19 protein-coding genes are annotated in these 23233 nt (G+C 39.8%); 13 read left to right on the forward strand and 6 right to left on the reverse strand.

Going from position 1 to position 23233, the window contains the following annotated elements; translation table 11 throughout:
- Positions 1–5 precede the first annotated feature (5 nt).
- Positions 6–767, forward strand: coding sequence for an enoyl-CoA hydratase/isomerase family protein (locus tag ACHFIZ_RS16980; protein ID WP_410888017.1), 762 nt, complete (start codon positions 6–8; stop codon positions 765–767).
- 2 nt (positions 768–769) lie between these two features.
- Positions 770–1645 carry an SDR family oxidoreductase gene (locus tag ACHFIZ_RS16985; protein WP_410888019.1) on the forward strand — a complete coding sequence of 292 codons (876 nt, stop codon included), beginning with the start codon at positions 770–772 and terminating at the stop codon, positions 1643–1645.
- 13 nt (positions 1646–1658) lie between these two features.
- Here ACHFIZ_RS16985 and ACHFIZ_RS16990 read toward each other — a convergent pair whose 3' ends face one another.
- Entirely contained in the window at positions 1659–2708 is a 1050-nt protein-coding gene (locus ACHFIZ_RS16990; protein WP_410888021.1) for a 3-oxoacyl-ACP synthase III family protein, read from the reverse strand.
- Positions 2709–2783: 75 nt separating this feature from the next.
- Here ACHFIZ_RS16990 and ACHFIZ_RS16995 point away from each other — a divergent pair, with 75 nt between their 5' ends.
- The 5 genes from ACHFIZ_RS16995 (at position 2784) to ACHFIZ_RS17015 (ending at position 9410) form a co-directional block, all read left to right on the forward strand.
- A complete protein-coding gene (locus ACHFIZ_RS16995; protein WP_410888023.1) occupies positions 2784–3065 on the forward strand; it encodes an ATP-dependent Clp protease adaptor ClpS in 282 nt (93 codons plus the stop codon).
- A 123-nt stretch (positions 3066–3188) separates the two neighbouring features.
- Complete coding sequence (locus ACHFIZ_RS17000) at positions 3189–5690, forward strand: TonB-dependent receptor domain-containing protein (RefSeq protein ID WP_410888025.1); 2502 nt, start codon at positions 3189–3191, stop codon at positions 5688–5690.
- A gap of 12 nt (positions 5691–5702) precedes the next feature.
- Entirely contained in the window at positions 5703–8096 is a 2394-nt protein-coding gene (locus ACHFIZ_RS17005; RefSeq protein WP_410888027.1) for a TonB-dependent receptor domain-containing protein, read from the forward strand.
- A gap of 25 nt (positions 8097–8121) precedes the next feature.
- Positions 8122–8664, forward strand: a complete 543-nt coding sequence (locus tag ACHFIZ_RS17010) for an NUDIX domain-containing protein (protein ID WP_410888029.1) — start codon at positions 8122–8124, stop codon at positions 8662–8664.
- A gap of 14 nt (positions 8665–8678) precedes the next feature.
- Complete coding sequence (locus tag ACHFIZ_RS17015) at positions 8679–9410, forward strand: lysophospholipid acyltransferase family protein (RefSeq protein WP_410888031.1); 732 nt, start codon at positions 8679–8681, stop codon at positions 9408–9410.
- Here the strand turns inward: ACHFIZ_RS17015 and ACHFIZ_RS17020 are convergent.
- Together ACHFIZ_RS17020 and ACHFIZ_RS17025 are read right to left on the reverse strand one after the other, a co-directional pair.
- Complete coding sequence (locus ACHFIZ_RS17020; RefSeq protein ID WP_410888033.1) at positions 9407–10153, reverse strand: LytR/AlgR family response regulator transcription factor; 747 nt, start codon at positions 10151–10153, stop codon at positions 9407–9409. The genes ACHFIZ_RS17015 and ACHFIZ_RS17020 overlap by 4 nt on opposite strands.
- Entirely contained in the window at positions 10150–11181 is a 1032-nt protein-coding gene (locus ACHFIZ_RS17025; protein ID WP_410888035.1) for a sensor histidine kinase, read from the reverse strand. Before ACHFIZ_RS17025 ends, ACHFIZ_RS17020 begins: the two co-directional genes overlap by 4 nt.
- A gap of 409 nt (positions 11182–11590) precedes the next feature.
- On the opposite strand from ACHFIZ_RS17025, the gene ACHFIZ_RS17030 reads away from it, so the two are divergent.
- The 5 genes from ACHFIZ_RS17030 (at position 11591) to ACHFIZ_RS17050 (ending at position 17699) form a co-directional block, all read left to right on the forward strand.
- Positions 11591–12499: an ABC transporter ATP-binding protein gene (locus tag ACHFIZ_RS17030; RefSeq protein WP_410888037.1), complete on the forward strand. Its 909-nt coding sequence runs from the start codon at positions 11591–11593 to the stop codon at positions 12497–12499.
- 1 nt (position 12500) lies between these two features.
- The gene (locus ACHFIZ_RS17035; RefSeq protein ID WP_410888039.1) at positions 12501–13283 is read left to right on the forward strand and encodes an ABC transporter permease; all 783 of its coding nucleotides are present in this window, start codon (positions 12501–12503) and stop codon (positions 13281–13283) included.
- Between the two features lie 139 nt (positions 13284–13422).
- On the forward strand, positions 13423–14991 hold the full coding sequence (locus ACHFIZ_RS17040) for a M28 family metallopeptidase (RefSeq protein ID WP_410888041.1): 1569 nt from the start codon (positions 13423–13425) through the stop codon (positions 14989–14991).
- A 216-nt stretch (positions 14992–15207) separates the two neighbouring features.
- A complete protein-coding gene (locus ACHFIZ_RS17045) occupies positions 15208–15585 on the forward strand; it encodes a BlaI/MecI/CopY family transcriptional regulator (RefSeq protein ID WP_410888043.1) in 378 nt (125 codons plus the stop codon).
- A complete protein-coding gene (locus ACHFIZ_RS17050; RefSeq protein ID WP_410888045.1) occupies positions 15582–17699 on the forward strand; it encodes a TonB family protein in 2118 nt (705 codons plus the stop codon). The genes ACHFIZ_RS17045 and ACHFIZ_RS17050 overlap by 4 nt, the downstream gene beginning before the upstream one ends.
- A 74-nt stretch (positions 17700–17773) precedes the next feature.
- Here the strand turns inward: ACHFIZ_RS17050 and ACHFIZ_RS17055 are convergent, their stop codons facing one another.
- Genes ACHFIZ_RS17055 through ACHFIZ_RS17065 form a run of 3 tightly spaced genes read right to left on the reverse strand, consistent with a single transcriptional unit; the run spans position 17774 to position 21242 of the window.
- Entirely contained in the window at positions 17774–18544 is a 771-nt protein-coding gene (locus ACHFIZ_RS17055; protein ID WP_410888047.1) for a succinate dehydrogenase/fumarate reductase iron-sulfur subunit, read from the reverse strand.
- Between the two features lie 20 nt (positions 18545–18564).
- Complete coding sequence (locus ACHFIZ_RS17060) at positions 18565–20544, reverse strand: fumarate reductase/succinate dehydrogenase flavoprotein subunit (RefSeq protein WP_410888049.1); 1980 nt, start codon at positions 20542–20544, stop codon at positions 18565–18567.
- A gap of 17 nt (positions 20545–20561) precedes the next feature.
- Positions 20562–21242 (reverse strand): succinate dehydrogenase cytochrome b subunit, encoded by a 681-nt coding sequence (locus ACHFIZ_RS17065; RefSeq protein WP_410888051.1) that lies wholly within the window; start codon positions 21240–21242, stop codon positions 20562–20564.
- A 372-nt stretch (positions 21243–21614) separates the two neighbouring features.
- Between ACHFIZ_RS17065 and ACHFIZ_RS17070 the strand changes: the two genes are divergently transcribed.
- The gene (locus ACHFIZ_RS17070; protein WP_410888053.1) at positions 21615–22841 is read left to right on the forward strand and encodes a glycoside hydrolase family 76 protein; all 1227 of its coding nucleotides are present in this window, start codon (positions 21615–21617) and stop codon (positions 22839–22841) included.
- Positions 22842–23233: the final 392 nt, after the last annotated feature.

Raw genomic sequence — 23233 nt, forward strand, 5'->3', positions numbered from 1 at the left:
AGTTTATGAACACCATAAAAGTCACAATAAAAGATCGTTTAGCAATTATTACCCTGGACCGTGGCAAATCCAATGCTATGAATGGAGAGATGATCACAGAGCTGGATGACATTCTGAAAAATATTGCCGATGATTTAAATATCAACGGCGCAATTATTACAGGTAAGGAACACTTCTTTTCCGCTGGTCTTGACTTAATAGAACTTTACAGTTATTCTGAAGAAGAGGCAGCATCCTTCTGGCATAAGTTTCTAAATTTTACGGCTACGATTACTTCCTTTAAAAAACCGTTGGTTGCTGCCATCAATGGCCACAGTCCGGCTGGTGGATGCGTGATCGCATTAGCTTGTGACTATCGGATCATGGCTGAAGGAAAGTATATCATTGGCCTTAATGAAGTTCCGGTTGGCATCATGGTTCCTGAAAGCATATTTGTGCTCTATTCTTTTTGGATTGGTCAAGCAAATGCAGCGCGAAGCCTGTTAGAAGGTAAGTTATTTAGTCCGGAAGAGGCTTTAAAAATAGGCCTTATAGATGAGGTTGTTAACCCGGCTAGCATACTGACTGCAGCGGAGCGTAAGATCAGGAAATACATGGCGATGGAAAAAAATACCTGGGAGCAGAGCAAATTGAACATTAGGAAAAGTTTAATTGCTGCAACCAGTGCAGATCAAAGTGAAGCGCTCGCGACAATGCTACAGCAATGGTGGGCGCCAGCCACCAGAAGTATTTTAAAAACTATTATTGATAACCTTCAAAGAAAATAGCTATGTATAACGAGCCAATGTTGCGTGATGATGCGCTGAAAGGAAAAACTATTGTTATTACCGGGGGTGGTACAGGGTTAGGGAAGGCAATGGGAACATACTTTTTGAAATTGGGAGCTAATTTGGTGATCACCAGCAGGAAACTTGAAGTACTTCAAAAGACTGCGGCAGAAATGGAGCAGGAAACCGGAGGTAAAGTGCTGGCACTGGCTTGTGATGTTCGGGAATACAGTCAGGTTGAGGAAGTGCTATCTGAAAGCTTAAAAGCGTTCGGAAAGGTTGATGCGTTATTAAACAATGCAGCAGGTAACTTTATATCACCAACGGAGCGTTTATCCGCCAATGCGTTCTCCACAGTTATTGATATCGTTTTGAAAGGATCTGTGAATTGTACCCTGGCTTTTGGAAAGCATTGGATCAAGGAGAAACAACCTGCAAGTGTGTTGAATATAGTTACGACTTACGCTTTTACCGGCTCGGCCTACGTTGTTCCATCTGCGTGTGCAAAAGGTGGCGTTTTAGCGATGACCCGCTCGTTGGCTGTAGAATGGGGTAAGTACGGAATCAGGACAAATGCGATTGCTCCGGGACCGTTTCCAACTAAAGGTGCCTGGGAGAGGCTATTACCCGGCGATTTAGCGGAGAAGTTTAATTTTAAAAACAGGGTACCGCTTAAAAGAGTTGGTGAACACCAGGAACTCGCTAATCTCGCTGCGTTTTTAGTGAGTGATTTCTCTGGTTATATTAATGGTGAGGTAATTACAATTGATGGCGGTGAATGGTTACAAGGCGCTGGTCAGTTTAACGGTATGGAAGCCATTAGTGATGACATGTGGGATGCTTTCGAGCAAATGACAAGATCGGCGAAGGGCAGTTAGATTATCCGTTCGACTACCATTGAATCAAAGCACTAGCCCAGGTAAAGCCAGAACCAAAAGCAGCGAGGCACACGAGATCTCCGTCTTTGATTTTTCCCGATTCCCAAGCTTCACAAAGCGCTATCGGAATGGATGCAGCAGTCGTATTACCATACTTCTGTATGTTATTAAACACCTTTTCATCCGGCAGGCCAAGCAGTTGTTGCACATACTGGCTAATTCTTAGATTGGCTTGGTGTGGAACGAGCAGATCGATGTCCTTTTCACTCTTATCATTGGCAGCCAAGGCCTCTTTGATTACTTCTGGGAACTTCACGACAGCTTTCTTAAATACAGCGGGCCCGTCCATGTATGGTAGCGCAGCGCCTCCTTCTAATTGTTCTGTCGTAAGAAATAGTCCGCCCAGCTCCTGGTCAGGATATGGGGGTTTGTTTTTTAGCCATTTGTTGGCATTAGATCCGGGATAGAACATGGCAAGCAGCTCTGCATCCGCGCCATCGCTATGCAAATGCGTACTCAAAATACCTTGACCATCCTTACTTGTAGGTTGTAGCACGACAGCCCCTGCCCCATCACCAAAAATTACGGACACATTACGACTTCTGGTTTCAAAATCCATAGCGAAAGAATGTTTCTCACTACCTACAACCAGGATATTTTTATACATCCCTGTTTTTATGAACTGATCTGCAACAGAAAGTGCGTAGATAAATCCAGAGCATTGATTGCGTATGTCGAGCGCTCCTATTTCCTTCATCTTCATTTCCCGCTGTAGCAAAACGCCACAACCCGGAAAATAATAATCTGGGCTTAAGGTAGCGAAGATAATAAAGTCGACATCCTGTGCAGTGATGCCAGCACGTTCTATAGCAATTTTTGCAGCCTCCACTCCCATTGTAGTTGTGGTCTCTTCTAATCTATCAGCGAAACGGCGTTCTTTGATGCCTGTACGTTCCTGAATCCATTCATCGCTGGTTTCCATAAATCTGGAAAGATCAGAATTAGTGTATATATTTTTGGGAACGTAATAACCAATACCGGCAATTTTTGAACGCTGCATCATATCTGAAGTTTACTAATTTTAGGCAAAAAAAACTTTAACTACAACATTATTTTGAAATAACCTTATTTTTGCGGGATGTCAACAGAAACAAAAGAAGAAACATTTACATTAGAAGAGATCCTGACCTCGTTAAAGACGGTTCATCGATTGATACTTTGGAATGATGATGTCAACACTTTTGACCATGTGATCCATTGCATGATAAAATATCTGGATTACACAGAACCTCAATCTGAAAAAATTGCCTGGGAAGTTCATAATAAAGGGAAATGTGCGGTTCTGGAAGGCTCTTTTACAGAGATGGAGATCTATCGTAAAATCTTACAACAAGAAGGCCTTACGGTTTCCGTAGACTAGTACCACAAATATTTTACTTTAAATAAAAGAATTTACCTGTAATAAAATAGTTACGCCCTATTTTATTAAACCAACTGGCCGTTTCTTTGTCTCTCCATAAAAAATAAGAAAGAAAGATCCGAGATGAAGAATTACACACGCAATGTTTTGCTATTAACACTTGCTATTTTTACCAATGTCGTTACCCTAAACGCCCAAACTACTACTAGTGAAGGTAAAATCACCGCAAAAGTTGTAGATGCTTCCAACAATCAAACTATTCCCTTTGCTTCTGCAATTGTAATCAATAGAAAAACTAAAGCTGTAGTAAAAGGCGCACAAACTGATGTTGATGGAAATCTGATAATAACCGGTTTACCTAAAGGTGTTTTTAGTTTTAAAGTGAGCTATCTCGGTTATCAAACAATGGTTAGAGATTCCATCTCCATTTCAGATGCCCTGAAAGAGATTAAGCTCGGCACCATTAACATGAAACCATCTAAAGGAACGGCGCTTAGTGAAGTAACGATCACCGCACCAAAATCTACCATCCAATTGGGAATAGATAAAAAGATATTTTCCGTAGACCAAAGTTTAGTAAGCGAAGGTGGTTCCGCCTCTGATCTACTTCAAAATGTGCCTTCTATACAGACAGACATTGACGGTAATGTTAGCCTTAGAGGTTCTAGTGGCGTTCGTGTATTAATTGATGGAAAACCTTCACTAATTGCTGGCGGAAATGTCGCTCAAATTCTTCAATCTATTCCGGCAAGTTCGATCGAAAGTGTAGAATTGATCACTAACCCATCTGCTAAGTATGATGCTGAAGGCCAATCTGGGATCATCAATATCGTATTAAAGAAAAACAAAAAATTAGGCTTGAATGGTTCAGTGGCATTAACTGCTGGTAATAGGGAAAATTACAATACGAATACTAACCTTAGTTTCCAGAACAGTAAAGTAAATTTATTTGGAAACTATAGCTACAGATATGGCAACCGTTTCGGTGGCGGTTATAACAACATTACCTATTTGGATGGGTCAGCACAGGGAATTCCGAACGGGTTTGCGGATCAGATTACGGATTCAAGATCATTGGATAAAGGACATAACTTCAAAGCGGGTGTTGATTATTACGTAACTGATAAAAGCGTACTAAGCTTTTCAGGCGGTTTTAATGTGAGGGATAATGACAGGACAGAATTGTTAACTATCAACAGGTTATACGCGGATAGAAGCCCTCTACAACTGAGCAACAGGAATAACACAAACACTGGAACCGGAGGTAGTTACGACTTAAATCTCGATTACGGATTAAAGTTTGCTAAACCCAAAGAGGAACTGACTTTTAATCTAAGCTTTTCTGAGGGCGTTAATGACAACACACAAATCTACAATACCGATATCTACAACATAAATGGTGCGCCAGTTAATTCATTCCTGAATATTCAGGATAATGATAATTATGGATATAATAAAAACTATAATATTCAAACAGATTATACTTTGCCACTAGGACAATTTGGCAAGATTGAGGCAGGGTACAGAAGTCAGATCAGATTCTCTGAAAGCAATCAGATTGCGAAGAATTCTGACGTTTTTACTGGTGATTTCATTACTAATCTTGCCCTCAGCAACCTATTTAATAGCAAAGACCAGGTTCATGCTATCTATTTTAATTTTCAAAACCAGATCAAGAATTTTGGTTATCAGATCGGTTTAAGAGGAGAGGATGCAACATTAGATACACGTTTGGGGATCTATCAAAAAGATGGTCAGCTAGCTTATAATCCCGGCAAGGTTGCCTATACCAGACTTTATCCAAGTATCTTTTTAACTGAGAAACTTAAAGGAGATCAGCAGGTTCAATTGAGCTATAGCAGAAGAGTAAATAGACCCAGAGGCTGGGATACAAACCCTTTCCTTGATGTTTCAGACCCATTGAACTACCGTCAGGGTAATCCAAATTTACAACCAGAAGACGTTCATGCTTTTGAATTAAGTTACAGCAAGTTTTGGAAAGCAGTGACGTTTACTTCGAGCGCTTATTTACGCCAGACTAATGATGTGATACAGAGGGTAAGATCTGATCCAAATGCAGAAGGCATCACCATTACTACCCCACAAAACTTAACAAAAAGTATTAATAGCGGCTTAGAACTAATTGCAAGAGTTGATGTAGTTAAGGCTTGGAATTTTACTGGTAATGTAAATTTATACCAAAGCAAAATTGAAGGAGTGCCTGCATTCGGTGTGATAGAAAATTCAGGTTTTAGCTGGAATGGCAATTTGACGAACAACTTTGTTTTACCATATAGCATTACCCTTCAGGTTAAGGCAGATTATAGAGCATCAGAGGTTATGGCGCAGGGTACAAGAAATGCTAACTTCGGACTAGATGCCGGCGCGAAATACGACTTCAAAGACAAAAAATCTTCGTTAAGTTTAAACATAAGAGATGTGTTCAATAGCAGGAGATGGACGATGACTACTAACACAGGAACTACCGACATCGACTTTAGCCGCAGAATGCAGGGTACAATGGCTAACTTAACCTATTCTTACCGCTTCGGAAAAACGGTGTTTAATAATGCTAAGAAGAAACCAACACAACAGGAGAGCCGCTCAGATGAGGAGTCCTTCTAATTCAGAAAGAATATGAAAGCAATGTTTATCAGCTTTTCCGTTTTACTAATGTGTACGCAGCTATTTGCGGCCGACAAAGGCGTGATTTCGGGTAAAGTTGTTGAACAGGTTGGCGCCTTACCCATACCTTCGGCGGTAGTTGCAGTTTATGCATCAGGATCAGAGCAACCTATTGTGACCGCTCCTACGGATGAAAATGGGGTATTTAAAATAGGCTCCCTAAAATACGGGGCCTACAGGATAAAAGTGAGCTATATTGGATTTGTGCAATTGATTGTAGATGATATTTTGCTAAGTGATAAAGATCCTGAGAAAAGAGTTGGAACCCTGAAGTTAGTTGCTGACCAAACCAGTTTACAAGAAGTAACTATTGCTGCGGAGAAGCCACTGATCCAATATGCAGCAGATATGATGACCTATAATGTGGGACAATCCATATTGGCAGAAGGAAGTACTGCCAGCGACATTCTTAGAAATGTGCCAATGGTGGAAGTCGACTTAGATGGAAATGCAAGCATCTCCGGTAAAAGGAATACCCGGATATTTATTGATGGGAAACCTTCCGATTATATGACTTCAAATATCGCCGACCTCCTGAGCGTTTTGCCGTCTGACGCCATTGAAAAGATTGAGGTGATGACCAATCCTCCGGCAAGGTATTCTGGAGACGGGGAAGGTATTATTAATATTGTGTTAAAGAAGAACTTCAAGATTGGACTTGGTGGAAATGCTGGAGGATCTGCTGGGTTAACCGGCAAGACCAATGCGAATGCGAATGCGTCTTATAAGTCTAAAAACTATTCTATAAATGGCGGTGCTGCCTACCAATATAACCTTCGCAAAACCACTAATACCAGTTACCGGGCGAACCTTTTAGCTGACACTACGTTTTATCAAAATAACCTTAATGATTTCCGGGATTCGGGTGGTGGAGGTAATTACCGAGCCAATTTCGATTGGAATATTACGAAAAAGCAAAACTTCAGGTTATCCACTAACTACAATAACAATAGTAGCAACAGTCTTGGAGGAGGCTACAATTACTCTTTAGATGAGGGCCTTATTGAACAATCTCTTAGAACCACAGTCAATACCGGAAAGATTAAACGGGCCACACTCGTTGTTGATGCAGACTATGAGCTAAACATCGATACAATAGGTGGTAAGCTGACCTTAGGTGTTACCTATAATGATAACAATGACCTGACCAACCGTATTATCAACCGTACCTTTACTCCTGCAAACCGGGCGCAGCAATTGCAAAACAATATAGATAACATTGGGAACAACGGCTTTACATTTAAAGCCGATTTCGATAAACCAGTTGTTAAGAGAAGAGATAATATTGAATTGGGAATACAATACACTTACCGCAATAACAATAAAGACCAAAGAAACCAGTACTTCGATTTCAATACACAGCAATTTGTGTTAAATGAAAAGCAGAGCACACAGTTTCTATACAAGGAAGACATTTTTGCAAGCTATGCCTCCTACAACCTGAGAATCAAAAACTGGGGAGCCAAAGCAGGTATACGGGCTGAAGTTACTGCTGTTCATTTCGACTTGTCAAGCGGGGAGAACTATGATATAAGTCCCTATATCAGCGTGTTTCCGAGTGCCAGTATTAGTAGAAACTTCAAAAAATTTAATGTTACTTCATCCTACAGCGTGCGGGTAAACCGTCCGCGAGAAAATAACCTCAATCCACAAATTAACAATTTGGATCCATTGAACATTAATTTTGGCAATCCGAATCTTGATCCGGAGCTCACCCATCAGATGGACATTGGGCTAAATGCCTGGGGGATGAAATGGAATTTTAATCCTAAACTGACGTATTCAAGTCGGACTGCTGTAATTGAACGATTTAGGTCGGTCGACCAGACTGGTGTTTCTGAGAGTACATTTGACAACGTGTCTTCCAACCAGCAATACGGCATTATCCTTTCCGGAAACTACCGACCTCATAAAACGATCTCTACAAATGCTAATTTTATGTTTAGTCAGACATCCTACAAGTCTGATCTGAACAGTTCTTTAAACAGAACGGGGAAAAATTTGAGTGGAAATATCGGTTTGTCTATGCAGCTGCCATTTAAGACTGCTTTTGAAGGCAATTTTAACTATTATAACAACATTTCCGCTCAGGGCAGAAATAAAGGATCTATCACCACCTGGATGGGTGCAAGGAAAGTATTTATGAAGAATAAACTGAATGCTAGAGTAAACATCAGTGATCCATTCGGTCGTGCTAGTAATTCATCTTATAGTGAAGGCGCAAACTTTAGAGTACAGAACTTCAATACCAATAATTCCAGCAATGTCACGCTTAGCTTGAACTATCGCTTTGCGAGGGTTACCAAAGCGAGAGTACCACCGCCGTCCAGTCCTGCTATACCTTAGGTCTTACATTTCGTATATTGCATTCATGGAAGAAGATAACCCATGGACTACGCTGGAGCGCAAAGAAGTTTATGACAACAACTGGATCAACGTAAATGAACATCAGGTCATAAACCCTTCTGGTGGGCATGGTATATACGGCGTAGTACACTTTAAAAACCTAGCTATAGGCGTGCTTCCTTTAGATGAAGACAACAATACCTGGTTAGTAGGACAATACCGCTATCCAATGCAAGCCTATAGCTGGGAGATCCCTGAAGGGGGTGGGCCATTAGGATTAGATCCTCTTGTTGGAGCAAAAAGAGAACTATTGGAAGAGACCGGCCTAGTTGCTACAGATTGGATTGAAATACAACGTATGCATTTATCGAATTCTGTTAGTGACGAACTTGCTATCATTTATATAGCAAGAGGACTAAAGATGACTGAGTCCGAGCCGGAAGAAACAGAACAACTGGTACTCAGAAAACTTCCATTTGATGAAGCCTACCAAATGGTAATGGATGGAACAATCACAGATAGCATGACTGTAGCAGCTATCTTAAAAACTAAAATACTATTTTTGTAGTCTAACTAATTACCATGAACAAATTGCTGGGCTATATATTCAGTCCATTATTCTATTTAGCTTTTTTTCTCTCGCTGATTATATTCCATCCAATTCAATGGATCTGCTACCGGTTTTTTGGCTATAGAGCACATAAGATTTCGGTTGATATTCTCAATTTCTTCCTTACCTATTCGGACTTATTCTTACTTTCTTCTGTCACGTTTAAAAATGAACAAGAGCTCCCCACAGATCGTCCGATTATATTTGTTGCCAACCACCAGAGCCTTTATGATATCCCTGCCCTGATCTGGTTCTTAAAAAAATATCATGTGAAGTTTATTTCCAAAATAGAACTCACAAAAGGTATACCCTCAATTTCTTTTAATCTCAAATATGGCGGTGGGGCGAACATCGACAGAAAAGACAGCAAACAAGCCATCTCTGAAATTATCAAGCTGGGCAGAAGAATGAAAGAGAATACCTGGTCTACGATGATTTTTCCGGAAGGAACGAGGTCTAAAGATGGGCATGTGAAGCCTTTTCAGGTAGGAGGCATTGCTACGTTGTTGAAAGTTGTTCCAAATGCCTTGATAGTGCCTGTAGCCATTGAAAACTCCTGGAAAATTGTAAAGTACGGCACCTATCCACTTCGCGTAGGGGAGCAACTAAGGTGGACTGTTTTAACCCCAATTGAACCTGCTGAAAAAATGCCTGAAGATTTGGTAATGGAAGCTGAATTGGCGATTAAGAAAATAGTGAACTAGATGTTCTTGTTGTCAATATGCTTAAAGAATTCGTCTCTGTAAGTGTCTCCTATTGGGATAATCTTACCATTAATAGAGATTCTGCTTCTTTCGATACTTTCTATTTTATCCAAAGAGATGATGTAGGACTTATGAACCCTTACAAATTGGCCTTTAGGTAAGGTCTCTTCCATCTTTTTCATGTTCTGTAACGTGATTACGCGTTCAGCCTTGGTAAATATGGATATATAATCTTTAAGGCCTTCAATGTAAAGAATATCATCCAGCTGTATCTTTTGAATTTTGTGCTCTGTTTTTACAAAGATGAAATCTTGCACATTGTTTCCCGCAGAAAACGGAGCCGATACAGGAGTTGGCGGCGCCACGGCGACAGGTTCAGCTAATTTATTCTGGTTGTGCACCTTTTCAACTGCTTTGTAAAAACGATCAAAAGCAATTGGTTTCAATAGGTAATCTGAAACGTTAAGATCGTAACTTTCCAACGCATATTGAGAATAGGCAGTGGTTAATATATAGCTAGCCTTATTATTCGCGATTTTAAGGAACTGAATACCGGTTAGTTCAGGCATTTGGATGTCTAGAAAAACAAGGTCGATACCGCCAGCCTGAACAAGTTGAAGTGCTTCAATTGCGTTCTCCGTTCTTTTAACAAGTTCCAGAAAGGGTATTTTAGAGACATAATCTTCAATAATATCAAGCGCCAGAGGCTCGTCATCTACGGCAATACATTTTAACTTTGTCATATATCAAGCATTAACTCAGTGGTGTAATGGGTGTCCGAATTTACGATATTTAATTTATACCGATCCGGGTAAAGTAACTGTAACCGGCGTTCTACGTTGTGTAAACCCACACCCCCCATCTGATCTTTATTGTAACTGTTTTTTTTATTACTTACGCTGAAATGCAGAATCTTTTGATTTGCAATTAAATTGATTCTTATGGGGTTTTGTGGATCGTTAGCAATACCGTGCTTGAAAGCATTTTCTACAAACGAAATTAAAATTAATGGCACGATCTGCTGATCATCAATCTCCCCGTTCTGGGTAAACTCTACAGCCGCACCGTCTTTGAATCTTAATTTCTGTAGCTCGATAAAACTTTGTACGTATTCAATTTCCTTACTGAGGGACACCCAGCTATCATTGCTTTCATAAATCATATAACGCATGATCTCTGAAAGCTTCAAGATTGCATCGGCAGTTTTATCCGATTTCTGATAAGCTAAAGAATAGATGTTATTGAGGGAATTGAAAAGAAAATGAGGATTCAATTGAGATTTTAAAAACTGTAACTCCATCTCTTTCTTCTCATGGATAAGATTTTTTTGCGTGGTTTCATTACCAATCCAATCTGCCGCAAATCTAATCAGCGAGCTGGCTACGATGAAAAATCCGGAGATAAAAATATTGAATACCACGTGTTTGGCTACTTCAATGTACTTTCCCTTCACTGCTTGATCTAGCGCGGCGAGGAAGAAATTTGAATAGAAGCTGTCAATACCAATCTTAATCAAGGTCATGAACAGAATCAATAGCGTGATACAAACTACGTAAAGACCATATCTTTTGGAATCTTTTACAAGTAAAGGGATCAGCAACGTGTAATTGATGTAAAAAATAGAGATATTTATTAGCGCTGCGTAACCATGTTTAATGGCAAAGGAAGACACCGTTATCGAGTCCTTACTCATGAACACCTCGAAAAATAATAATGCGCCAATGATTAGCCAAAAAATCAGGTGAACGGTAAAAGGCGCTTTGCTATTCATTTATTGTTAGTGGTACGAAAATTTACTGGTCCAAAATAGCGAATGATCTGTATTTTAACGCCTGACTTTCGACGAACGGGCATTTTTTTTCTACGAATCGGCTAAAATGCATAATCAAACTCTTAACATTCAATTTGTGGCGTTTATCTAGGATATTTTGCACTTTGTCTAAAACATTTTAGCATAATTTTTTTAATGATTCTATTTGTTTCATCAAAACAAAACAATTATGAAAAAGTTATCAAACGTATCGCCATTTCTACTTTTGTTAGTACCAATATTTGTCATGATGTTATTTACAATGACGCCTTCAATTAGCAGTAATAATAATGATGATGAGGTTGCTTTGAAATCTTCGCCTTCAAAAACGACTCTTATAAAGATCAGCAATCCTTTTTCTAAGTAATAAATGAGCGAGCTGGTTATAGAAACCCGGGGATTAAACTACAATTTTGGCACACAGAAGGTAGTAGATAATCTTTCGCTACACGTTAAAAAGGGAAGTATTTACGGCTTCCTGGGGCCTAATGGGGCTGGAAAGACTACTACTATTAAGATTCTTCTTAACCTATTAAAATCGCCGGCAGGCACTGTTTTTCTGTTTGGAAAAGAAATTAACACGCATCGCATAGAAAGCTTAAAACGCCTCGGCGCACTTGTAGAGCAACCTGCCATATACAGCCATTTATCTGGCAAAGAAAACTTAATCAACAGGTGCATTTTATTAGGGCTCAATAAATCCAAAGCTGCAGAATTACTCCAATTAGTAGGCTTGACAGAGGCAGCTAATAAAAAAGCAGCGAACTACTCTCTGGGAATGAAACAGCGTTTAGGGATTGCATTGGCACTACTGCCTGACCCAGAGTTACTTTTGCTTGATGAGCCTACAAACGGGCTTGACCCCAATGGAATTATAGAAATTCGTAACCTCATGATTGATTTGGCTACAAATCATGGAAAAACGATTCTTGTATCAAGCCACCTTCTCAGTGAAATAGAAAGAATTGCGACACATGTTGGCATCATAAATAAAGGAAAGCTACTGTTCCAGGGAACAATAGATGAGCTACAAAACTTAAGCAAACCGACGCTCGAGATTGAAACCTCAAATATTATTGGCGCATCAGCACTATTGACCGAACACGGGTATGCTTTGACCGTTTCAGAATCTAAGAGATTAAGCTTGTTGTTTAGTTCTTCTGAAGAAAGTGCAAGAATAAATGCAATCTTGGTAAATAGCGGATTTCAAGTTTCAAGCATTTATCCTGTTCGTAAGGATCTGGAACACCTCTTTCTCGACATCACCAAAAACAATTAACATGCGCTCACTGATCATATCTTTACAATCCGAGTTCTATAAGTCTAGAAAGACGCTTGCCTTTTGGGCGGCGATAGTATTACCGCTAGTTATCTGTGGGTTAATCACGATAGGTTTTTTTAGTAATGCTGAAAAGGTAATCGCAAGGAATTATCCACCTGATGCATTATGGGGCATATTTAGTGGTACTGCACTTGGAATTATGGGCATGCTAATCCTGCCATTTTATGTGATATTTATGGCGTTTTCTGTCAATAATATTGAGCATAAAAACGACACCTGGAAAACTTTGTTCGCACAACCTCTTAATAAATTCTCCATTTATGCAGCCAAGTATCTTTATGCGGTACTACTTATATTATTGAGCTTATTCCTATTTGCAGCTCTAACTTTTGCATTTGGACACCTTTTACATTTATTAAATAGTCAGTTTAAGTTCAATGAGTTCTCTCCCGTAGAGATGCTCTCAAAGTTGTATTTGAAACTCTTCCTATCATCCCTTGGAATATTATCAGTCCAATTTATCATCAGTTTAATATGGGGAGATTTCTTAAAGCCAATGGGAATTGGATTTATAGGCGTGATCATGGGAATAATTGTTGCCAGTAAAGGTTGGGAATATGCATATCTGATTCCCTACAGTCACCCAACACTCGTATTAACGTTGAACAAATCAAAGGGAGCTCATGATATTTTTACGAGAGATATTTATTCAAGTTTGATCTATGCGCTGGTATTTTTCATCATTGGATATTTCATCGTAGCAAGAAAAAGTGTAAAGTAATTTAGTTTAGTTTTTAGTTTAGAAAATGGCGGAGCACACACTTCGTCATTTTCTGTTTCAGGAAGCCGTGTAAAAATAATAATAGAATTCAGAATTATTTAGCATACTATAGTAGATTTAGCAAAATAACAAACTGATTATGATGAAAAAACTTACACTAACGACACTTACGCTTGGATTTTTCTTATCTGTATTCTCTCAAGAGAAAGTAAACCTAGATATTGTCCAGAAGATTCGTAAAGAAGGGCTCGAAAATTCTAAAGTTATGGATATAGTTTTCCAAATCACGGATGTTGCAGGTCCGAGGCTATCAAACTCGCCAGGATTAAAACGAGCTCAAGACTGGGCAGTTAAACAATTCACTGAATGGGGGTTGAAAAATGTTCATTTAGAATCATGGGGTAAGTTTGGTAAAGGCTGGCAGATTGATAAGTATTATGCGGCAACGACACTTCCTTATTACCATGCAATCATCGCTTCGCCAAAAGCCTGGACTCCTGGAACGAATGGGCCGATTAAGTCGGAGGTTATTTTAATCAAAGCAGATACCATTACCGACCTTGATAAATACAAAGGTAAACTTGCTGGAAAGATCGTAATGTTTGATCAAACAACGCTACAGCCTTTGCAAAACACTTATAAGCCTGATGCGGTTAGGCACACAGATTCTGTGCTTACTAAGATGGAGCAGGCGTCTGCCCAGACTCAAAGACCACAACGTCCTGCTGGAAACAATAACATGATGGCTCAAATGTTAAAAATGAGAGAGACCAGAGCTGCGATGACCACCATGTTGTTGGAAGAAAAAGTAGGTTTGATTTTAACCTATGCAAGAGGAAGTTATGGTACGTTCTTCACAAGTAACGGAGCATCTTATGAATTGGATGCTAAACCAGTATCACCAGAACTAGAGGTCTCTTCCGAAGATTATCTGCATATTTTAAGATTGCTTCGTGCAGCAAAACCTGTAGAGATGGAAGTTGAGATTAAAACTTCATTCTTTAACCAGGATCCTGAAGGCTACAATGTGATTGCTGAGATTCCCGGTAGCGACAAAAAACTAAAGGATGAAGTAGTGATGATTGGCGGCCATTATGATTCGTGGCATTCTGCGACAGGTGCAACAGATAATGCTGCAGGTTCTGCCGTAATGATGGAAGCCATGAGAATTCTTAAAAACATCAATTATAAACCCAAAAGAACAATCAGAATTGCATTATGGAGTTCCGAAGAACAAGGACTTTTCGGATCGAGAGGCTATGTAGCAAAACATTATGGTGATCCTAAGACTATGATCTTAACTCCTGATCAGAAAAAAATTAGCGCTTATTATAACTTGGACAATGGAACTGGTGCTATTAGAGGAATCTATCTTCAAGGCAATGAGGCTGCAGGGCCTATTTTCAAGGAATGGTTGATACCGTTTGGCGACATAGGAGCGAAAACTGTTACCATTAGCAATACAGGTGGTACCGATCATCAAGCGTTTGATGCGGTGGGCATCCCAGGCTTCCAGTTTATTCAGGACCCTATGGATTACAATACCCGTACTCACCATAGCAATCAAGACACTTACGATAGACTTGTAGAAGAAGATCTCAAAAGATCTGCAACTATTATTGCTTCCTTCGTTTACAATACTTCAGAGCGGGCACAACAAATTCCTAGAAAAGAATTACCGAAAGCTCCAGAAGCCCCGAAACCATAATTTAAAGATTTTTTTAATTGGTAAAGCTCCCATAATGTGGGAGCTTTATTAGTTTATAGGTATTTTTTTTAGGACAACTACCTGTAGGATAGAAATAAATAAAGAAATACTTTGAAAACTAAATTATTAGTTTTAAGTTTACACTAAGGTTTTAGTTATAACAGGTAATGCGCATTATGCTGATGACGGATCAGATAACAATTAAAAAAAGTTGATATGGAATTAAAGGATTTAACAAAGGCAGAAGAACAGATCATGCAAATTGTATGGCAGATAGAAAAAGGATTTGTTAAGGACGTTATGGACTTTCTTCCTGAGCCTAAGCCCGCTTACAACACAGTGTCGACAATTATAAGGATATTGGAAGTTAAAGGGTTTATTGGTCATGAAACGTTTGGAAAGGCTCATAAATACTATCCCACGATCAGCAAAGAAGATTATAAACGTCACGCGACAGATAAGCTCTTGGGCAATTATTTTGAAAACTCAGTGGAGAGCATGTTTTCCTTCTTCGTAAAAGAAGAAAAGCTAGACTTAAGCGACGTTGATGAGATTTTAAAAATGATCAGTAAACTTAAAAATAAAGAGAAATGAGTTGGGCACATTACATCCTCCAGGTCAACATCTACTTAATTGTATTTTATGGCTTCTACAAGTTCTTGTTAGACAAAGAAACTTATTTTACCCTCAATAGGATATATCTGGTATCTGCGGGCTTGCTTTCGGCCTCACTACCATTCCTAAGGTTTGAATGGTTTATCGGGCAGCCATTAGCGCAACCGATGTATACGAGCGTTGGTCAAATGAATGACTACATCTCTGTTGCTATTGTTCAAGAAAATGTAAACAGAATAACGTTGGGAAACGCATTGGCATTTTTATATGTAGCAGGAGTATTGTTTTTTCTAGTTCGGTTTGTAATGCAGTTAATTTCAGTCAGAATTCTTTTGAAACGAGGAGATAAGGGCTTTGCATTCTCATTCTTTGGAAAAAAAGTGATTGATGTAAGCTTGCCTGAATTCTCCACGATTAATAGTCATGAAGAAATTCATGTCCGGCAGTTACACTCTCTAGATGTAATCTTCTTCGAGGTACTGGGGATCATTACCTGGTTTAATCCGATCATTTATTTTTATAAGCATAGTATTAAAAACATCCATGAATATCTTGCAGACGAAGCCGCTGCCAAGTTTCAGGGTGACAAAGAACAGTATGCTTTATTGTTGTTGAGCAGTGCGTTTGGAGTAACTCCAAGCAACCTAACTAATAGTTTTTTTAACAAGTCACTTATTAAAAAAAGAATTTACATGCTACACAAACAAAGATCTAAAAAAACCGCTGTATTGAAATATGGCCTGTTTTTACCATTATTCGCCGTCGCTTTGGTCATGTCATCTGCAACGATTCGTAAAAATGAAAAGATTCTGGCTATTGCCGAGAAGCTTCCATTATCTGAACCATTAAGTATTATACAAGATGCAATATCTGGAAGTGGAAGGGAGACGCTCACAGCAGTTTCGACACCACATTCAAAAAGCGTTGTTATTTTAAATGGGAATTTACCAACACAAGATTTAGGACAGAAATCCGCTCCTGGATGGTCTGGCTTAATGGATCACCTTAAAAGAAGCATAAGGTATCCAGCAGCAGCAACTGTAAATCAAACACAAGGATATACCCTCACCCAGTTTGGTGTACTAAATGGAGAACTTCAAGGAGTAAGTGTAGGAGGCCCTTCACTGGGCGGCGGAACTGATGCAGAAGTGATGAGCAGAGTTCTTTCCTATCCAGACTTCAAAACTATACCAGACGGTAAATATGTCATTAAAACAAGTTTCCTTCTTAATGGCGTTACGGGCCAGCAAAAGAATAAGGACATAAAACAACCAGAAGGTTACACATACGTAGGTGAAATTGTTATCCGAAGCTATAGTCCTAAAACCACTACCGCAAAGAACGATCCTGATGATGTAAGGGTTTATGATTTTGTTTCCCTCGAGACTCAACCAACTTTTCCAGGTGGAATGAATAATTTCTACAACTATCTGAAACAGAATCTTCGCTACCCTGCTGAGGCGAAAGCAAGTAAGCTGGAAGGAAAAGTATTTCTATCTTTTGTCGTAGAAAAGGACGGAAGCTTAATGGATATTAAAGTGGATAGAAAACTTGGGGGAGGCACTGACGAAGAAGCAGTTAGAGTACTTGAAGCAAGCCCGAAATGGCAGCCTGGTATTCAAAATGGTAATGTGGTACGGGTTAAATATAATATACCTATCAGTTTCAGTCTTGCATCTTCAACCCCCAATAGCGGCACAACAGGAGAGAAATCAAGTTCTTCTGTGCAACAAGTTTACGACTTTGTAGCTTCTCCCACTCAGGAAGATAAGATTTATGATTTTGTAAGCCTTGACCAGCAACCTACTTTTCCAGGTGGAATGGCACAGTTTTATCAGTACCTGAAAAGAACAGTAGTATACCCTAAGGAAGCTCAGGATAAAAACATTCAAGGCAAAGTATTTTTATCATTTACCGTTGAAAAGGACGGGGAGCTAACTAATATTAAAGTGGACAGAAAACTCGGTGGAGGTACCGATGAAGAAGCCATCCGGGTGATAAAATTATCCCCTCACTGGATCCCTGGTCTGTTAGACAAAAAACCTGTTAGGGTTAAATACAATATTCCGATATCTTTTACACTCTCAAAATAAAGTTTCTAACACAAAACCCCAGCTAATTTAGCCGGGGTTTTGTGCATAATACCTTGTCTCGTTTTATAAATTTATTAAATATCTTCTTCAGATACAAATTTTGCAGAATAAAAATCTCTGTTCATTCTGGCTATGTTCTCCAAAGAAATCCCTTTAGGACACTCGGCTTCGCAAGCGCCAGTATTTGTGCAATTACCAAACCCTTCCGCATCCATCTGAGCAACCATGCTTTGTACCCTACGGTACCTTTCAGGTTGGCCTTGAGGAAGTTGAGCAAGTTGGGAGATCTTAGCTGACACAAACAACATAGCTGATGCATTCTTACAGGTAGCAACACATGCCCCACATCCGATACAAGCTGCAGCTTCGAAAGCAGAATCCGCTTGTTTCTTTGGAATTGGCAATGAATTTGCATCCTGCGCATTTCCGGTATTTACGGAGATAAAACCACCAGAAGCAATAACCCTGTCAAATGCAGTTCTGTCAACCATAAGATCTTTGATCACCGGGAAAGCCGCAGCTCTCCATGGTTCAACAACAATCGTATCGCCATCTTTAAATGAACGCATGTGCAGCTGACAAGTAGTTACCCGATCTTTCGGCCCATGCGGACGTCCATTGATGAACATTGAGCAGCTACCGCAGATACCCTCGCGACAATCATGATCAAAAGCGACTGGCTCACCGTTCTTGTTAATTAATTGCTCGTTCAGAACATCAAACATCTCCAAAAAGGACATGTCAGGTGAAATATCAGATAATTTATAGTCTACCAAAGCGCCTTTAGCTTTGTTATTCTTTTGACGCCAAACTTTCAGCGTTAAGTTCATATTTCCTGTACTCATAATATTGAGATTTAGTACTGCTATTTATAACTTCTTTGTGCCACCTTGATGTTTTCAAACTTCAGCTCTTCCTTATGGAGTTCGAAATTAACACCCTCTTTAAACTCCCATGCTGCCACGTAAGCATAGTCAACATCATCACGTAATGCTTCACCCTCTTCCGTCTGATATTCTTCCCTGAAGTGACCACCACAGCTTTCATTTCTGTCTAAAGCATCGATACACATTAATTCTCCAAGTTCGATGAAATCTGCTACTCTTCCTGCTTTTTCCAATTCAGAGTTCAGCTCATCTGTTGAACCTGGAATACGAACCTCGGTCCAGAACTCTTGTCTTAGGGCTCTGATCTCGGCTATCGCCTCATTCAGCCCTTTTTCACTGCGAGCCATTCCGCATTTCTCCCACATAATGTGACCTAAACGTTTGTGGAAATGGTCTACAGATTTAGTTCCTTTGATATTGATCAACTTATCTAAAACTCCTTTAGCTCTTGCCTCTGCCTCAACAAACGCGGGATGGTCTAATGGGATGGCTTTTACTGAAATCTCTTGAGAAAGGTACTTACCGATCGTATATGGTAACACGAAGTAACCATCAGCCAATCCCTGCATCAATGCCGAGGCGCCTAAACGGTTTGCACCATGATCTGAGAAGTTAGCCTCACCTGTACAATACAATCCTGGCACAGTGGTCATTAAGTTGTAATCAACCCAAAGTCCGCCCATTGTATAATGTACTGCCGGATAGATTCTCATTGGGGTTTCATATGGATTCTCTCCCGTGATCTGCGCATACATATCAAACAGGTTACCGTATTTCTCTTTAACTACGTCTGTTCCCAAACGCATGCAAGTTTCTTTATCAGGGTTACTAATACCCATTTTTGAAGCCTCTATTTTACCATAGCGCTCAGTGTTCGCTTTAAAATCAAGATACACTGCCAACTTAGAAGCTCCCACACCATAACCTGCATCACAACGTTCTTTCGCTGCTCTAGACGCCACGTCACGTGGTACAAGGTTTCCAAATGCAGGGTAACGACGCTCTAAATAATAATCTCTCTCTTCTTCAGGAATCTCAGATGCCTTACGGGTATCGTCTTTCATTTTTGGCACCCAGATACGTCCATCATTACGTAAAGACTCAGACATCAGGGTCAATTTACTTTGATGATCGCCAGATACCGGAATACAGGTAGGGTGAATCTGGGTATAACAAGGATTAGCGAAATATGCGCCTTGTTTATGCGCCTTCCAGGCAGCTGTAACATTACTTCCCATCGCATTAGTTGAAAGGTAGAATACGTTACCGTAACCACCAGTTCCTAAAACTACAGCATGGCCGAAATGACGCTCCAATTCACCAGTCATTAGGTTACGCGCAATAATACCGCGTGCTTTACCGTCAATCGTAACGACCTCAAGCATCTCATGACGGGTAAACATTTCTACCTTACCCATTCCAATCTGACGCTCAAGCGCGGAATACGCACCAAGCAGCAACTGCTGACCAGTTTGTCCGGCTGCGTAGAATGTACGCTGAACTTGTGTACCACCAAATGAACGGTTATCCAGCAAGCCACCATATTCACGCGCCAAAGGAACACCTTGAGCAACACATTGGTCAATGATATTCACACTTACTTCTGCAAGACGATGCACGTTGGCCTCACGGGAACGGTAATCACCACCTTTTATAGTATCATAAAATAGACGGTAAGTACTATCTCCATCATTCTGATAGTTTTTCGCAGCATTGATACCTCCCTGAGCAGCAATAGAGTGTGCCCTTCTTGGTGAATCCTGGAAACAAAAACATTTAACCTTATAACCCATTTCAGCTAAAGTAGCCGCTGCCGAAGCACCCGCTAATCCTGAGCCAACTACAATAACTTCTATACTTCTCTTATTTGATGGATTGACCAAGGCAACAGAAGAACGAAACTTAGTCCATTTCTCGGTTAATTCGCCTTCCGGTATATTTGAATTCAAATCTGACATATTCTTACGTTCTAATATTAACTGATCCAACCTGCGTAAATTGCAATAGGCATTGCAGCGAAAACAATGGAAATGATAACTGAATACCAAATTCCCACACCTTTAATGATGGAATTATATTTTTTGTGATTCCAACCTAAAGTCTGAAATGCAGAAGCAAAACCATGCAATAAATGGTAACATAAAGAAATCATCGCCAGTGTATAAAGCACCACAATCCATAAATCCTGGAAAGTAAGTTTCATGACTGCAAACAAATCTTCATGTCCATCCGCATCAACTGTAGGTATACCGATAAAACGGGATACAACCCAGAAGTTAGATAAGTGAACAATTAAAAAGATCAGCAACAGCGTACCCAATAAGCCCATTGACCTACTGTACCATTTGCTGTTTGCACTACCCTGATTTACCGCATACTTTACAGGTCTAGCTTTATTATTAGCAAGTGTTAGCCGTAAAGCCTGAAAAATGTGTGCTAATAAGCCAATGAATAACACAATCTCCCCAGCCCTAATGATCCAGTTGCTGGCCATAAAATGTGCCCCAGTGTTAAATGTTATACCTCCATCATTGAAGAAAATCAATGCATTTATAGAGCAGTGAACAATGAGGAATAAGACGAGGAACAGGCCGGTAATACCCATTATTAATTTTTTTCCTATAGAGGAGGAAAAAGCGTTTCCGAAACTAGCCATTATGAAATTATATTTTAGTTTTGTTGTGCAAAAGTATTTAATAAAAGAATTAATTCGTTAACCATCACCATAAAATACCGATAAATAATCTATTTAGAAACGTTCTAAGATTTCCAAACCACGTCACAGCAATAGCTACTTTTGCATTTCAAATAAACTGGAACTTCATTCCGATTGGAATTAAAATCAGGTTTGATACCGAGCATTAGGTGGGTATTCTACATGGGAGCTGTACAGATATTTGGATAGTGATAATTTGCAGTTAAAATAGTAACTTGAAATTAAAAGTCACAAGCAAAACAAGCTTGATGAAATAATCGTTATACAAGTATATTAACCAAATATAAATTCCTTAAAATTCAAATTATGAACATGAACAACAATGCAACGCCTAGGATTACCTATTCTTGTGCGCAATCCCTTAGCAGTACAACAAAACTTTTAGCTATTATCGTGATGGGATGTGGTATTCTATTTGCCGGTTGTAAAAAAGACAACCCAGAGACATATGCTACCGCGCTCAGGGCGGTTGATGGCCAGTCCAATGTTTCTGCATTAGCAGCTGTTTCAATCCCCACTAAAGCCGAAGCATTACTAGCCATGCAGGTTTACAACAATCACTTCTACAATCAATACGGTACTTATGGCTCTTCTTACAAGGCTTATTATTGGAAGGATGACAACCATACCGGAAGGATGGATTTTTGGACGCAGCAGGAGGCAATTGAGATGCTTATAGATGCTTACAATATCAATCCAAGTGTTGACCTTAAGAATAAGATTATCTATCTATATAATGGTGTAAGGGATGGTTATGGTCTCCTTTGGTCTAACAATATATATAACGATGATATTGTTTGGGGGGCGATCATGTGTGTCAGGGCCTTTAAAATAACCAACGACGGTGGAATGTTGGATATGGCAAAAAATAATTTCAACATGATGTGGAACCGTGCCTGGGATACCCAGACTTTGGGTGGCGGCCTATGGTGGACTACAAACAATCAAACAAAAAATACTTGTGTAAATGCACCAGCTGTTATCTGCGCAATGCTTTTATACCAGGCTACTGGTGATGTAAGCTATAAAACCAAGGCAAAGCAAATTATGGATTGGATGGTTCTTAAGCTTTACGATTCATCTACCGGCGAAGTTAAAGGTGCCATTAATGCGGCCGGTACCATTACCGAAGGTGCACTTTCTTACACTCAGGGAACTTTTATTGGTGCATGTGATCTGTTGCGTGCCGATTATCCATCAACTAATTATCTGGCAATGGGTACCAAAGCCATGGATTATGCGAGGAGTAGCATGTGCAATACATCCGGCGGGATATTGAAGGATGAAAACGGTATCGCAGACACGCAAGGCATGAAAAGTATTTTCGCACGTTGGGCAACGCTGTTTGTAAAAAACACAGGTACCGCAACTAATTACGGGCCATGGTTGGATGCCAATGCGACTCAGGCATGGTCTATTCGTAATTCTCAGGGTCTGATGTGGAACATATGGGGAACCCGAACTCCAGAGAGTGTCCGCAATGCTTTTGAGACTACTTGCGGGGTGGCGATGATTAATGGTATTTACAATTATCATTAATGCTTCGTGAGGCTATCTAAGATGCTTATAGGAGAAAATCGGAAATTCCGATTTTCTCCTACCGTCTTTTAAGTATTTTTCTCCACTGGCGACTAGCTTAAACCCCTATATCTGTTGTCCAGCTCTTGATGAAAAAAAATGCCCTGCTACTGCACTAACGGCGCACTAACAGGGGATAAAGAGCGCATTCGTTGGGAAAAGGCATGCTTTTGCCCAACGAGTGTGCTCTGAGTTACCTAGTTGTTTCCTAGTTGTTCAGACCACAGCCTGCTCGTTAAAGTAAACTTGGAATGAGGATCGATGGTAGTCGTTTCTTATAATGAAAGTAAATAAATTAAATTAAAATAATAATTACAAAATTAATATGTTATTATTATGAAATTATTTGTTTC

It is taken from the genome of Pedobacter sp. JCM 36344 (genome assembly GCF_046546555.1).
Taxonomy (GTDB): Bacteria; Bacteroidota; Bacteroidia; order Sphingobacteriales; family Sphingobacteriaceae; genus Pedobacter.

Coding starts and splice junctions, on each gene's coding strand:
- ACHFIZ_RS17060 (WP_410888049.1), bottom strand. CDS start 20,544: ATGTCAGATTTGAATTCAAATATACCGGAAGGCGAATTAACCGAGAAA.
- ACHFIZ_RS17035 (WP_410888039.1), top strand. CDS start 12,501: ATGCGCTCACTGATCATATCTTTACAATCCGAGTTCTATAAGTCTAGA.
- ACHFIZ_RS17025 (WP_410888035.1), bottom strand. CDS start 11,181: ATGAATAGCAAAGCGCCTTTTACCGTTCACCTGATTTTTTGGCTAATC.
- ACHFIZ_RS17010 (WP_410888029.1), top strand. CDS start 8,122: ATGGAAGAAGATAACCCATGGACTACGCTGGAGCGCAAAGAAGTTTAT.
- ACHFIZ_RS16985 (WP_410888019.1), top strand. CDS start 770: ATGTATAACGAGCCAATGTTGCGTGATGATGCGCTGAAAGGAAAAACT.
- ACHFIZ_RS17045 (WP_410888043.1), top strand. CDS start 15,208: ATGGAATTAAAGGATTTAACAAAGGCAGAAGAACAGATCATGCAAATT.
- ACHFIZ_RS17015 (WP_410888031.1), top strand. CDS start 8,679: ATGAACAAATTGCTGGGCTATATATTCAGTCCATTATTCTATTTAGCT.
- ACHFIZ_RS17070 (WP_410888053.1), top strand. CDS start 21,615: ATGAACAACAATGCAACGCCTAGGATTACCTATTCTTGTGCGCAATCC.
- ACHFIZ_RS16980 (WP_410888017.1), top strand. CDS start 6: ATGAACACCATAAAAGTCACAATAAAAGATCGTTTAGCAATTATTACC.
- ACHFIZ_RS17055 (WP_410888047.1), bottom strand. CDS start 18,544: ATGAGTACAGGAAATATGAACTTAACGCTGAAAGTTTGGCGTCAAAAG.
- ACHFIZ_RS17050 (WP_410888045.1), top strand. CDS start 15,582: ATGAGTTGGGCACATTACATCCTCCAGGTCAACATCTACTTAATTGTA.
- ACHFIZ_RS17020 (WP_410888033.1), bottom strand. CDS start 10,153: ATGACAAAGTTAAAATGTATTGCCGTAGATGACGAGCCTCTGGCGCTT.
- ACHFIZ_RS17000 (WP_410888025.1), top strand. CDS start 3,189: ATGAAGAATTACACACGCAATGTTTTGCTATTAACACTTGCTATTTTT.
- ACHFIZ_RS17030 (WP_410888037.1), top strand. CDS start 11,591: ATGAGCGAGCTGGTTATAGAAACCCGGGGATTAAACTACAATTTTGGC.
- ACHFIZ_RS16995 (WP_410888023.1), top strand. CDS start 2,784: ATGTCAACAGAAACAAAAGAAGAAACATTTACATTAGAAGAGATCCTG.
- ACHFIZ_RS17065 (WP_410888051.1), bottom strand. CDS start 21,242: ATGGCTAGTTTCGGAAACGCTTTTTCCTCCTCTATAGGAAAAAAATTA.
- ACHFIZ_RS16990 (WP_410888021.1), bottom strand. CDS start 2,708: ATGATGCAGCGTTCAAAAATTGCCGGTATTGGTTATTACGTTCCCAAA.
- ACHFIZ_RS17040 (WP_410888041.1), top strand. CDS start 13,423: ATGATGAAAAAACTTACACTAACGACACTTACGCTTGGATTTTTCTTA.
- ACHFIZ_RS17005 (WP_410888027.1), top strand. CDS start 5,703: ATGAAAGCAATGTTTATCAGCTTTTCCGTTTTACTAATGTGTACGCAG.